The sequence below is a fragment of the Caballeronia sp. LZ001 genome, assembly GCF_031450875.1.
Taxonomy (GTDB): Bacteria; Pseudomonadota; Gammaproteobacteria; order Burkholderiales; family Burkholderiaceae; genus Caballeronia.
Window position 1 is genome coordinate 515,804 of sequence record NZ_JARTVX010000005.1, and the last position, 12,978, is coordinate 528,781.

14 protein-coding genes are annotated in these 12,978 nt (G+C 59.2%); 6 read left to right on the forward strand and 8 right to left on the reverse strand.

What is annotated here, in order from left to right:
• The first annotated feature begins 149 nt into the window (after nt 1-149).
• Nucleotides 150-1,493, forward strand: coding sequence for an MFS transporter (locus tag P9292_RS38850; RefSeq protein ID WP_244831343.1), 1,344 nt, complete (start codon nt 150-152; stop codon nt 1,491-1,493).
• A gap of 55 nt (nt 1,494-1,548) precedes the next feature.
• Here P9292_RS38850 and P9292_RS38855 read toward each other — a convergent pair whose 3' ends face one another.
• The gene (locus P9292_RS38855; RefSeq protein WP_309964888.1) at nt 1,549-2,325 is read right to left on the reverse strand and encodes a FadR/GntR family transcriptional regulator; all 777 of its coding nucleotides are present in this window, start codon (nt 2,323-2,325) and stop codon (nt 1,549-1,551) included.
• A 158-nt stretch (nt 2,326-2,483) separates the two neighbouring features.
• Here P9292_RS38855 and P9292_RS38860 point away from each other — a divergent pair, with 158 nt between their 5' ends.
• From P9292_RS38860 to P9292_RS38880, 5 genes are all read left to right on the forward strand, one after another.
• Nucleotides 2,484-3,341, forward strand: coding sequence for an NAD(P)-dependent oxidoreductase (locus tag P9292_RS38860; protein ID WP_309964889.1), 858 nt, complete (start codon nt 2,484-2,486; stop codon nt 3,339-3,341).
• A gap of 93 nt (nt 3,342-3,434) precedes the next feature.
• On the forward strand, nt 3,435-4,181 hold the full coding sequence (locus P9292_RS38865; RefSeq protein ID WP_250468002.1) for an amino acid ABC transporter permease: 747 nt from the start codon (nt 3,435-3,437) through the stop codon (nt 4,179-4,181).
• Nucleotides 4,178-4,831 (forward strand): amino acid ABC transporter permease, encoded by a 654-nt coding sequence (locus P9292_RS38870; RefSeq protein WP_309964891.1) that lies wholly within the window; start codon nt 4,178-4,180, stop codon nt 4,829-4,831. The genes P9292_RS38865 and P9292_RS38870 overlap by 4 nt, the downstream gene beginning before the upstream one ends.
• Nucleotides 4,815-5,543 (forward strand): amino acid ABC transporter ATP-binding protein, encoded by a 729-nt coding sequence (locus tag P9292_RS38875; RefSeq protein ID WP_244831348.1) that lies wholly within the window; start codon nt 4,815-4,817, stop codon nt 5,541-5,543. Before P9292_RS38870 ends, P9292_RS38875 begins: the two co-directional genes overlap by 17 nt.
• Before the next feature lie 37 nt (nt 5,544-5,580).
• Entirely contained in the window at nt 5,581-6,375 is a 795-nt protein-coding gene (locus tag P9292_RS38880) for a transporter substrate-binding domain-containing protein (RefSeq protein ID WP_244831349.1), read from the forward strand.
• 40 nt (nt 6,376-6,415) lie between these two features.
• Here the strand turns inward: P9292_RS38880 and P9292_RS38885 are convergent, their stop codons facing one another.
• From P9292_RS38885 to P9292_RS38915, 7 genes are all read right to left on the reverse strand, one after another.
• A complete protein-coding gene (locus P9292_RS38885; protein ID WP_309964893.1) occupies nt 6,416-7,648 on the reverse strand; it encodes a glycosyl hydrolase in 1,233 nt (410 codons plus the stop codon).
• 170 nt (nt 7,649-7,818) lie between these two features.
• A complete protein-coding gene (locus P9292_RS38890) occupies nt 7,819-8,715 on the reverse strand; it encodes a helix-turn-helix domain-containing protein (protein ID WP_244831351.1) in 897 nt (298 codons plus the stop codon).
• Nucleotides 8,716-8,828: 113 nt separating this feature from the next.
• Nucleotides 8,829-9,281: a MaoC family dehydratase gene (locus P9292_RS38895; RefSeq protein WP_244831352.1), complete on the reverse strand. Its 453-nt coding sequence runs from the start codon at nt 9,279-9,281 to the stop codon at nt 8,829-8,831.
• Nucleotides 9,278-10,471, reverse strand: coding sequence for a CoA transferase (locus P9292_RS38900; protein WP_309964895.1), 1,194 nt, complete (start codon nt 10,469-10,471; stop codon nt 9,278-9,280). The genes P9292_RS38895 and P9292_RS38900 overlap by 4 nt, the downstream gene beginning before the upstream one ends.
• A gap of 25 nt (nt 10,472-10,496) precedes the next feature.
• Complete coding sequence (locus P9292_RS38905; protein ID WP_309964897.1) at nt 10,497-11,660, reverse strand: acyl-CoA dehydrogenase family protein; 1,164 nt, start codon at nt 11,658-11,660, stop codon at nt 10,497-10,499.
• Complete coding sequence (locus tag P9292_RS38910; RefSeq protein ID WP_309964900.1) at nt 11,657-12,454, reverse strand: enoyl-CoA hydratase/isomerase family protein; 798 nt, start codon at nt 12,452-12,454, stop codon at nt 11,657-11,659. Before P9292_RS38910 ends, P9292_RS38905 begins: the two co-directional genes overlap by 4 nt.
• Nucleotides 12,455-12,464: 10 nt before the next feature.
• The gene (locus tag P9292_RS38915; protein ID WP_244831356.1) at nt 12,465-12,890 is read right to left on the reverse strand and encodes a MaoC family dehydratase; all 426 of its coding nucleotides are present in this window, start codon (nt 12,888-12,890) and stop codon (nt 12,465-12,467) included.
• Nucleotides 12,891-12,978: the final 88 nt, after the last annotated feature.

Here is a 12,978-nt window from a genome sequence, read left to right on the forward strand (position 1 = left end):
TGGCGCGCAAATATTTAGCGCTAAAGCGAACGAAAGTTCGTGAGGCAGGCTAAACACCACTTCTGTCGTCTCCGCTTAAAGAGTAGGCTGCGCGAGTATCCCAACGTATGCCAGCCAACTACCGGTTATTCAATTCGGAGGAGACATAGATGGAGCTTGAAACTCGCACCATGAAGCGCGTGATGTTTCGTCTCGTGCCGTTCCTGATTCTGTGTTACTTCATCGCTTACCTCGATCGCGTCAATGTCGGTTTTGCCGCCTTGCAGATGAACAAGGCGCTCGGCTTTTCGGCGAGTATGTTTGGCTTTGGCGCCGGTATCTTTTTCATTGCCTATTTTTTCTTCGAGGTCCCTTCCAACCTGCTGCTCGAACGTTTCGGCGCACGCCGCTGGATCGCGCGCATCATGTTCACGTGGGGCATTCTTGCGGCCTTGATGGCGTGGATTCCGCACATCGCTCAAGCAACGGGCTTGTCGAACGCTTATGTGTTCTATGGCTTGCGCATTTTGCTTGGCATCGCCGAAGCGGGCTTTTTCCCCGGCATTATTTTCCTGCTAACGCTTTGGTTTCCGGCTAAGTATCGCGGGCGAGTGGTGGGCTACTTCATGGCCGCGATTCCGCTTTCGACCGTGATCGGCGGGCCTATCTCCGGCGCCTTGCTGCAAATGGATGGCTTGGCCGGCATGCAAGGCTGGCAATGGCTTTACCTGATCGAAGCGCTGCCCGCATTGGTGCTTGCATTCGTGGTGTTCTTCTATCTGACCGACAAGCCCTCCGACGCTCATTGGCTCGCTGAAGACGAGCGCAAGTGGCTCGTCGAACGTCAGGCGCATGAGCGCGCGCATCGCGAGTCGGTTCATGCGTTTAGCGTGAAGGAAGCGATCTTTAATCCGCGCGTGCTTGCCATTGCCTTGATTTACTTCGGCGCCAACGCAACCAATTACGGCTTGAGCTTCTTCTTGCCGCAGATCGTCAAGGCATTCGGCTTGACGAATTTGCAGACTGGCTTTGTCACGGCCATGCCTTACGCGGTCGGTGTGATCAGCATGGTGCTGTGGGGTCGCCACTCGGACCGCAAGCTCGAGCGTCGCTGGCACGTGGCCATTGCATTGATGGTAGCGGCAGGCGGTATCGCGGCTTCAGCTGGCCTGGATAATCCGGTAGCAAAGATGATTGCGCTTTCCATCGCCGGCTTCGGTATCTTCGGCTGTCTGCCGATTATCTGGACCTTGCCCGCTTCGTTCCTTTCGGGCGCGGCGGCGGCTGGCGGTATTGCCGCAATCAACTCGCTTGGCAATCTCGCGGGCTTCTTCGGGCCCTATGCAATGGGCTGGATCAAGGACAGCACGGGCGGCTTTGGTGCAGGTCTGCTTTGCCTGGCCGGCGCGGGGATGGTGGGCGTCGCGGCGGTATTGCTGCTGCATCACGACCCGGCGCTTGAGAGTATCGATCCGCACGACGAAGTCGATGCCGAGCCGAATCTGGCAAGGTAAAACGCTTAAGGGCCGCCTGAATTTTCGGCGGCCCTTTTTGATTTTGCGGCTGGATTCACGCCGTGGCCTGAGCTCTTCGCAATCTCTCCCTGCTGTTGATCAAGTGCAAGCGCATTGCCGTGCGCGCCGAGTCCGCATCGCCGCGTTCGATCGCATCGGCAATCTGCTCGTGCTCGCGATTCACGCGAACCAGATAATCGGCGTAATGGTCGTGTGGAATGGCGGTCGCGGTTAGCCGTGTCCTTGGAAACATCCTTAAACCAAGATGCTCCATGATCTCGACGAAATAGCGATTTCCCGTGGCATGCGCAATTTCCAGATGAAAGCGAAAGTCCGGCGATACGGTGCCATCTTCCTGACCCACGCCGTGCGCAAACTCCGCGAGCGCCGTGCGCATGGTCGCTAATCTGCCGGCATCGCAACGCATGGCAGCAAGGCCCGCCGATTCGGTTTCCAGACTAATGCGCAATTCGAGGATCGCGAGCGCATCCATGGAGCCGGCGACGTCGGCGGGGTCGAGCTGCAATAGCGACGAGGTACTTGCTTCGCACACGAACGTACCGATGCCATGACGCGTCTCGACGAGGCCCGCAGCCTGCAGTCGCGATAACGCCTCGCGCACCACGGTGCGGCTCACGCCGAAGCGTTGCACCATCTCCGCCTCGGTCGCGATTCGGCAACCGGCGCGCAATTCCCGCGCGTCGATCTGTGCGCGCAGTGCATCGACGAGCTGTGTGGTCAGACTGCGGCGTGTGCCGTGAGAAGGGGCGGCGACATCCGTGGATGCGGATACATTGAACACGTCGACGGAAGGTTCAGGCGTTAGTGTCACAGCGCTCTCTTAGTGTTTTCCAGAGGTTCTGGGAATCGGTCTTTCAACACGTTGACAAATCATTCTGCAAATGATGATATGCGGCATAGAGTGATATGACAACGTACAAGAAATGCGCGCAGGGTAATCCCTAGCATTGCATGCAGGAGACAAAATTCATGGAATCACAGACGGACGCATTGCAGTTGCAGGGCACCCTCGAACCCGAATTGCGCTTCGACCGCTTGCTGCTCACGGGTGCGGCGGGCGGTATCGGTAAAGCCATTCGGCATCGTGTCGCGGAGTTTGCAGAGCATGTGCGAGTGGCGGATCTGCCCGGCGTATTGTCGGGCGATGCAGCGCCTCACGAAGAAATCGCGCCGTGCGATCTGGCAGACCGTCAAGCAGTCGATGCACTCGCCGCCGATTGCGACGCCATTGTCCATCTCGGCGGCGTATCGGTGGAGCGTCCGTTCGAAGAGATCCTCGAAGCCAACATCAAGGGCGTCTTCAACCTCTACGAAGCGGCGCGGCTCAACGGCGTAAAGCGCATCGTATTCGCGAGCTCGAATCACGTCACAGGCTTTTATCGGCAAGACGAACGAATCGATGCCAGCGCGCGCAAGCGTCCCGATGGCTACTACGGCTTGTCGAAGTCGTTCGGCGAGGACATGGCGCAGTTGTACTTCGACCGCTATGGCATCGAGACGGTGAGCATCCGCATCGGCTCCGTTTTTCCCGAGGCCAAGGACCGCCGCATGATGGCGAGCTGGATGAGCTACGACGACTTCCATGATCTGCTGCGCCGCGCGCTGTTCACGCCGGGCGTAGGACACACGATCGTTTTCGGCATGTCGGCAAATGCGCATACCTGGTGGGACAACCGTGACGCGTCGGTACTCGGCTTCGAGCCGCGCGACTCGTCCGAGCGGTTTCGCGACAAGGTCGAAGCCACGCCGGCGCCCGCACCGACCGATCCAGTTGCGGTGTATCAGGGCGGCGTGTTCACGGTGACGGGTCCTTTCGATCCGGTGTAATGCATGTGGCATGAAGAATGCCGAACTCGCGTAGTCAGTCGTCATACATCCAGAAGTGTCTGACTCGCTCCTTCGAACTGAGGCACGACCGCCATGTTCTCTCTCGACTTTGCTCCGTTGTTGCCGTACTGGCCGACGTTCCTTTTAGGCGCGTGGCTCACGCTCAAGATGACGTGCGTGGCGGTGTTCTTTGGCCTTATCCTCGGCATGCTCGTGGCATTTGCCAAGCGCGCGAAGGTGCCGGTGCTGACGCGCCTCTGCATCATCTATATCGAGGCGGTGCGCAACACGCCGTTTCTCGTGCAGATCTTCCTGCTGTATTTCGGGCTGGCGAGTATAGGCTTGCGCATGCCGACCTTTGCCGCGGCTGCGCTCGCCATGACCATCAACATCGGCGCTTATGCCGCCGAGATCATTCGCGCGGGTCTGGAATCGGTGCCACGCGGGCAGATCGAAGCAGCAGAGTGCCTGGGTCTTTCGCGCTGGCGCATCGGCTGGAACGTGATGTTGCAGCCCTCTATCGAGAAGGTCTATCCGGCGCTCACGAGCCAGTTCCTGTTGATGATGCAAGCCTCGGCGATCGCTTCGCAAATCTCCGCCGAGGAACTGACCGCCGTTGCCAACACCGTGCAGTCGGATACCTTCCGCTCGCTTGAAACCTATATCGTCGTCGCGCTGCTCTATCTCGGGCTGTCGCTCATCATCAAGCTCATTGCATGGGCTGTCGGTGAGCATCTGTTCAAGCGGCGCCGCGCCATCCGTCTTGCCGCAAAACGCGCGGGCAAGACGCCGCCGGACTCCCCGCGCATCGATACCGTCATTCCCGGAGGTGCGGCATGAGCGGCGGATTCACGGCATCGCATTTTGTGTACCTCGTGCAATCGATCGGCTGGACGCTGGTGCTCTCCATGCTTGCGCTCGTGCTCGGCGGTATCGGCGGACTCCTCGTCATGCTGGCGCGCATCTCGCCGCGCCTCTGGCTCGCGCGCACAGCCATCGTGTTTATCGAGGCGATTCAGGGCATTCCGTTGCTGATCCTGCTCTTCATCGTGTACTTCGGGTTATCCGTGTATGGCTATCAGGTACCCGCGCTCGTTGCGGCGGGTCTTGCGCTGATGGTTTATTCGAGCGCGTATCTCGGCGACATCTGGCGCGGCTGCGTCGAAGCCATGCCCAAGCCGCAATGGGAAGCCGCCGAGTGCCTGTCGCTGTCGCGCTGGCAGAGTCTGAGGCTCGTCATCATCCCGCAGGCGATGCGGCTTGCCTTGCCGCCCACGGTGGGCTTTCTCGTGCAGATCATCAAGATGACTTCGCTCGCCTCCGTGATCGGCTTTATCGAACTCACGCGCGCAGGGCAGATCATCAACAACTCGATCTTTCAGCCGTTCCTCATCTTCGGACTGGTCGGCGCTTTCTATTTCGTCCTGTGCTATCCGCTTTCGCGCTGGAGCCAATCGATGGAGAATAAGCTCAATGTCAGCAATCGTTAAGGTCGACGAGGTCTACAAGAGCTTCGGCTCCAATCAGGTGCTGAAAGGCGTCTCGTTCGATGTCAACAAGGGCGAGATGATCGCCGTGATCGGTGCGAGCGGTTCCGGCAAGAGCACGGCGTTACGCTGTATCGATCGGTTGGAAACTATCGACCAAGGGCAGATAGAGGTATGCGGCATTCGCGTGGACGATCCGAAGGTGGATCTGCATCTCTTGAGGCGCGAAGTCGGCATCGTGTTTCAAAGCTATAACCTCTTTCCGCACCTAACGGTCGAAGAAAACATCATGCTCGCATTGCGGCACGTGAAGAAGTTATCGCGTGACGAAGCGAGACGCGTCGCGCTCAACGTGCTCGAACAAGTCGGGCTTGGACAGAAGGCCGATGCCTATCCTGAGCAATTGTCGGGCGGACAACAGCAACGCGTGGCGATCGCACGATCGCTCGCGATGAACCCCAAGGTCATGTTGTTCGACGAAGTGACCTCCGCGCTCGATCCGCAACTCACGGGAGAAGTGCTGCGTGTCATGGAAGACCTCGCGGCCGATGGCATGACCATGCTGCTCGTCACGCATGAAATGGCGTTCGCCAAGCGCGTGGCGGACCGCATCATCTATATGCATCAGGGCAAGGTGTGGGAAGTGGGCGATGGCAGCATGCTCGATGCGCCACGCACGCCCGAATTGCGAGCGTTTCTGAACAACGGCCTTTAAACGGCATTTTTTCAATCCAAGAAGACGGAGACATCACTTGAAAGCACAGAAACACATTGCACGCGCATGCGTGGCGGCATTGATGATGGCAGGCGCCATTCACAGCGCAATGGCCGATCAGCTCGATGACATCAAGAAGGCCGGCGTCGTGCGCGTTGCCATCGCAATGGGCACGCCGCTCTTCAGCTACGCCGACGAGAACCTCAAGCCCGCAGGCTCGGATGTCGATACCGCCGCCGCGCTCGCAAAAGATCTCGGCGTCAAGCTCGAACTCGTGCAGATCACTAACGCCGCGCGCATTCCGACCTTGCAGGCAAAGCGGGCCGACCTCGTGATCGCCGACTTGTCGATCACGCCGGAGCGCGCAAAGGTCGTCGATTTCTCGATTCCCTATGCGGTGATCACCATCATCGTGGGTGGGCTTAAGAGCATCAAGGTGAAGGACTATGCGGACCTCGATGGCAAGACCATCGGGCTCACGCGTGCAACGGTCAACGACACGCTGACGACGCAGCAAGCGAAGGGCGCGCAAATTCAGCGCTATGAAGACGACGCCACGCTCATCACGTCGATGGTCGCGGGTCAGATCGACATCTTCTCCAGCACGCCGTCGAACCTTCAGGAAATGCAGAAACGTGCGCCCGCACGCAATATCGAACTCAAGTTCGAACAGAAGAACTTCGATCTCGGCATTGCGATGAACAAGGATCAACCGGCTCTGAAAGAGTGGGTGGACAAGTGGGTCAGCACGAACCAGAAGAACGGCAACCTCAACGCGATCTACAAGAAGTTCCACGGACGCGATTTGCCCGACGCCGTCCGCAAGGGCTGAACGAATGCCGGCGACATGCGTATGTCGCCGGCATTGTTCTTTACGCTAGAGGAATGCGCGGTGCGTCGAGCGGGCGCAGCTTGCCCGGATGCACGACACGACACAAGGCTTCGACAAAGAAGAAGTCGCCGAACATGGTCGCGCCATCCACGCCAATGTCGTGCGGCTTCGAATAGCAGGAGTTGTGCAGCAGGCCGTGTTCGCCGTCTTTGGTGAACTCATCGCGGCACAACGCTTCGAGCATCGCGACTCCGTGACGGCTCCATTTTGCAGCGGCATCCGCCGATGGATGAATGCGCGCCAGTTCGAGCAAAGCCGATGCGACGATAGCGGCGGCGGCCGTGTCCTTGATGTCGGCATCGCTGCCGGTTGCGTCGAAGTCCCAAGGGGGAATTTGACGGCCATCGAGACGGCGCAGATAGTATTCGGCCAGACGCTCGGCGAGTTCAATATACGCGAGCTTGCCCGTTTCGCGCGCGGAATTCGCATACCCGTAGATCGCCCAGGCCTGACCGCGGCTCCATGCAGACTCGTCGAATGCGCCTTGAAAAGTGTAGCCACGTTTGCGCGCGCCCGTTTCGAGATCGTATTCGACGGCGTGATACGTCGAGTCGTCGGGACGCACGAAGGCGCGTGCAGTCATCGCGGCATGCGCGTCCGCTGCATGCCGATAGCTGCCGTCATCGGCATGATTCGCCGCCCAGTAGAGCAGCGAGAGATTGGCCATCGTATCGATTGCGGATGCACTTCTGCCGCGCGGATCGGCGAGCGGTCCCCATGACGCGAGATAAGCGCCATCGCGCGTGGTGACGAGGCGGGCGCGCAGTTTGTCCGCCGCCTTCAACGCGATATCGGCAAAGCGTGCATCGCCCGTGATGTGATGGCCGGGCACCGCGCTGCTGTCGAAGATGAAGCCGATGTCATGCGTGTTCGGATCGTCCGCGCGTTGTTCGACCAGCAGCATGCGCGCACGAGCCCATTCGAGAAATTTCGCGTCGCCGGTATGAAGATGCGACGTGAGCAAAAGGCCTACCCAGAAGCCACAGAACCAGTTGCCGTGACTCCAGGCGTCGCCGTCATAGCCGGCGGATAGCGAAGCGGGCAGACGCACCCATTCGCCATCGGGACCCGTGACTTGCGGAAACTCGACACCGAAACTCAATTCATCGGCCGCGACTTTTACAGCCGTGCGGTCGAGCGTTTCGCGAAAGAGCCGTGTCTGGTCCTGCGTGAGTGAATAGATATCGGAAAGCGGGGTTGTAGCGTTCGACACTTTGTCTCCTGTGGACGAGAGCGGACGCGCTTAATTCGCGCTTGTCTCATGCAAGTGGGTTGCAGAATACGTTGAACACGCACGTCGATTCTAAAAACCCATGCTCACGCGACGTTAGGATGAAACGCGGGATCTGTTGGACATTTCTGCATGGAATACCGAATGCGCGTTCAAATATGCAACTTGTCGAGGCTGCGGCGATAGTCGATCGGTGAGCGGCCTGTGTGCTTGCGAAAGCACCGGCTGAAATAAGCGGGGTCGTCGAAAGAGAGTTGCGATGCGATCTCCGCGACGTTCACTTCGGAATGCAGCAGCAAGCGCTTGGCTTCGAGCATGACGCGTTCGCGTATCAGCTTTGCAGCCGTGCTGCCGAGCGCCGCGCGCGTGGCTTCGTTGAGCGCGCGCTCGGTCACGTTGAGCAGACGCGCATAGTCGGCGGCATCGTTCATCGAGCGAAAATGCTTCTCCAGAAGGCTTTTGAAGCGGCGCGACAACAACACGTTACGCGACGTGCCCGACTCCGTGACCGCTGCCGCGCTGCTCATGCGCGCGGCCTTGAGCAAAAAGATACGCAGATAAGCCCAGATTGCATCCTGATGGCCGTGCAGTTCCGAGCGATACTCGTCCATCATGCCGTCGATGAGACGCATCATTTCATGCGCTTGCGCGTCGTTCAGATAGACCGCTGCGGCAAGCTGATCGAAGTCGTGCACCGGCACTTCGGTTTCCGAATGCCGGTTCTGCACGCGAAACGAAAAGAACTCGGATGAGAAGCTGATCGACCAGCCGACCGTATCGGGGGATAGAACGAAGTCGTGTATCTGGCCTGGTGCCATGAAGAACAGCGACTGCGGACGCACCTCGTAACGCACCGAGTCGATGACATGATGACCCGTGCCCGTCACCACCCAGGCGATGTGATAGAAGTCATGCCGATGCGGATAAGGCAGTGTCGACTTCATGACTTCGAGCGGCGCAAAGTGGAAGTCCATCGACTTGACGTGCGCGCCATATTCGTAGTTCTCGATCTTGATGACCGGAACGTGGCAACCACATGCGGTACTCAACTTTCGTCTCCTGCGGGCGGCGCTTCATTCGTGCTGCGCTCGTTTTCGCGGCGCTACATCGAAGTCTAACGAATGCTTGCGCCGCCCGTAACTGGCGGATTCCCCGACGCGTCTCATTCGAACTTGAGTTCTTTTAGCGCGGAAAGCCCGCTCAGCACGACCTTGCCGCGTTGATTGCGAACCATGGTGTCCATCACGAGAATTCGCTTGGCGTCCTTCTTCTCCACCACAGTCACGTTGATGGTGATGGTGTCGTCGATGAACACTGGCCCCAGAAAACGCAGTTCTTGTCCGACATAAGCGAAGCCCGGACCGGTCAGTCGCGTGTGTGCGGCCGAGACGAGCGAGGCCGTCAACAGGCCGTGCACGACGCGTCTTCCGAACGGTGAGCGCTCCGCAAACGCTTGCTCCATGTGCAGGGGATTCAGATCGCCCGACAGATGACCGAACGCATTGACCGCCGATTCGACCACGGTGTGGACGTCCACCTGCGAGCGGCCGATTTCCACATCGTCGAAGCGCAGCAGTTCGGGTGCTGCGGGAGCAGCGTGTAGTTGGGCGCTCATGCATTTCTCCTCGAAGTCAGCGCGATGCCGGCATCGACTAGTTCGTCGATCCGCGTAGTGTCATAACCCAGTTCGGCCAGCACCTCACGTGTGTGCTCGCCCTGTCGCGGCGGATGCCGTCGCATGGGCGGCGCCTCGCCGTCATAGCGCACCGGATGCGCAAGTACGCGTATCGGTCCCGCCTCTTCGTGTTCGAACGACATGATCATCTGGTTATGCGCGACTTGAGGGTCGACCTCGACCTGCTCGTAGTCGTTGACCGGCGCGAACCAGATATCGTGCTCCTCGAAGACGCGCATCCATGTTTCTGTCGTGCGCCTGGTCAACGCGTCATAGACCAGTCGATTGATTTCATCGCGACGTCGCACGTTGTCTTTCGGATGCGTGAACTCGGCGAGCGCGGGGACATCGAGCGCATTGGAGAGCTTCTGCGTCGGTGTAAGCGAGATCGCGATATAACCGTCGAGCGTTTTATAGACGCCATAGGGCGCAGGATGAAAGCGGCTACCCGTTGGCGGCTGGGTGCGCTGCCAGAGCGGTCCCTTGTTCATGTAGTACGTGAAAGGCTCGATCTGCAAATCCAGTGCCGCGTTCAGCAAATTGCTCTCGACACGCGTACCCACACCCGTGCGTTCGCGCGACTGAAGTGCAGCAACCACGCCAAACGCTGCCAGCACCGCTGCATGTTGATCGACGATAGCGGAGCCTACAGGCGTCGGCGGCGAATCGGCTTCACCTGAAAGCATGGTCATGCCGCTCATCGCTTGTAATAGCAGGTCTTGTCCCGGGCGCTTGAGATAGGGACCCGACGATCCATAACCCGTGCACGAGCAATACACGAGACGCGGGTTGACCTCGTGCACTTGCGCATAGCCGAAGCTCATCTTGTCGAGCACACCGGGGCGGTAGTTCTCTATCAATACGTCGGCTTCGCGGATCAGACGCCATACGATTTCACGCGCGGCTTCCTCACGCAAGTCGAGCGAGATGCTGCGCTGATTGCGATTGCCCAGCAGAAAGAACACGCTCACGCCTTCGACGAAAGCGTCCGCGCCGGTCCAGCTTCGCTCGAACGCGCCGCCCGGTGGCTCGATCTTGATGACATCCGCACCGACATCGGCGAGCATCTGCACGGCGGCGGGCCCTTGCAGAAAATGGGTGAAACTCAGTACCTTGATGCCTTCCAGCATAAACTCCCCCTTCGTCCGCGCGTTATCAGGCAAGCGCCGCACGCGCGATGATCATGCGTTGTATTTCGGATGTCCCTTCGACGATCTCGAGCACCTTGGCGTCGCCGAATGCGCGCGCTACCGGATACTCCGCCATCACGCCGTAGCCGCCGTGTATCTGCAAAGCCTGATGCGCTGCTTGCATCGCCTGTTCCGAGGCGAAGAGCTTGGCTTGCGATGCCTGCATGTCGAACGGCACGCCGCTGTCCTTCAATGTGGCGGCGTCGTAAAGCATGAGACGTGCGGCATGCGCGTGCGTCGCCATGTCGGCGACCTTGAATTGCAGGCCTTGAAACTCCGCTATCGCGCGGCCGAACGCGCGGCGCGTCTTCATGTATTCGACGGACCGTTCGAGCGAGCCTTGCAAGATGCCGAGCGCAAGCGCGCCGATTAAAATGCGGCCTGTGCTGATCTGCGCGAGCGTCTGACGCAAACCCGCGCCGCGTTCGCCAAGCAGATTCTCTGCGGGAATCGCGCAGTTTTCGAAGAACAACTCGTGCGTGATCGAAGCGCGCCAGCCGATCTTGCGCAGCTTGCGGCCCGTTTGATAGCCAGTAGTGTCCGAAGGCACGATGAAGTTCGAAATCTCTTTCTTGCCATCGGCACGCGTACCGGTCACAGCCGCGATTACCACCGGCCCGCCGAGTTCAGTGCCCGAGTTGCTGATGAAAGTCTTCGCACCATCGATGACCCAGCGCTCGCCATCGAAGCGCGCACGTGTGGCGATGTTGGCCGCATCCGATCCCGCATCGGGCTCGGACAACCCGATCGAACCGATCTGGCGGCCTTCGAGAATAGGCCTTAAATAAAGGTCCTTTTGCGTCGATGTGCCGTAGTTCGACAAGAGACTCGCGACAGTCGAATTGGCCATCAAGGCGTTCGCGACCGCGCAATCCACGCGCGCCAGTTCTTCGAGCACGATGACAAACGAAAGCCAGTCGCCACCGCCACCGCCCCATTGCTCCGCATAGGGCAGGCCGGTGAAACCAAGCTCGCCGGCTTGACGCCAGATATCGTAGGGAAAGGTTTCTTGCTCCCAGAGCTCCTCGGAATGCGGTGCAATCTCTTTGTCGGCAAAGCGGCGAACGGCTTCACGAATCATGGCGTGCTCTTCGCCGAGCCAGTGAGGCAAACGATGTATCGTGCTCATTCGGTCACCGTCACGGTCGAGGCGCGCCGTGCAAGGCGCTTTTCCATGAACTGCCTCAAGCCCGCGCGCGCGCCTTCACTCGTGAAATTCACCGCATATTGCGCTGCTTCAAAGTCGAGTCCTGCGGACAAGGGCATTTCGTTCGCGCGATTGAGCGCGCGCTTCGCCATTTCCATTGCGAAGGGGTCGTAGACGGCGAGTGTTTCGGCGAATTCGCGCACTGTATCGAACAATGCATCGTGTTCGACGATCTCGTGCAGAAAGCCGAACGACGCGCATTCCTGAGCCGTATGACGCCGCCCGCTCAACACGAATCGCTTGGCGCAGGCGAGCCCCATCTTGGCGACGGCGAGTTGCGTGCCACCCCAGCCGGGCATGGTATTGAGCGTGATCTCGGGAAACCCGAAGCTCGCTTTCGTCGATGCAATCACGAAGTCGCAGGCAAGCGCCAATTCGAAACCGCCGCCTAGCGCGAAGCCATTGACCATTGCGATGGTCGGCTTGGCGCTTTCATGTAGGCGCAACAACGCGCGCTGCCCGGCTACCATGTCACGATACGCGCCCGCGCTGTCGAGCGTGACCAGCCGCTCGATATCGTTGCCGGCAGCGAAGGCCTTGGGACCGCTACCCGTGATGGCGATGACGCGCGTTGCATCGTCGGCGAGTGCATCGTCGAGTCCTGCTTCGAGCGCCGCGAGCATTTCCGGCGTGAAGGCATTGAGTTTATCGGCGCGGTTGAGCGTCAGGAGACGCAGTGCGCCGTGCTGTTCCGCTATGACGGGCGAAGTGTTCATCAGCATCGTGTCACAGCACCTTGAGGTAAGTCTTGCCCGATGCCACGACCACGCCGTCTTGCCGCGTGACATCGGCGACGAATACGCACACGTTGCGCTCTTCATCCTTCTCTTCGAGCGTGAGACGCGCAGTGACCGTATCGCCTATAAACACCGGCGCATTGAACGTGATGTCATAGCGATACGACACCGCGCCCGGACTCGGCGCCTTCGCCGCCATATGGCCCATCACTGTCGAAAGAAAGCCGACCGAGAGACAGCCTTGCGCAATGCGCTTCTCGAAGCGCGTGGTCTTGGCGAACTCCTCGTTCAGATGCACGGCGTAGAAGTCGCCGACTATCCCGGCAAATCCATAGATGTCGTATTCGGATACGGTTTTTGCGAAATCGGCGGTATCGCCGATTGCATAACAGTCCATGTGCGGGCGTTTGGCCATGTTGACAAACCAGTGTATTAGGTGGGGTAAACACGGCGTATCGCTTGCGAGCGACACACCGTCAACGTGGAAGTCACTTTAAAGATGC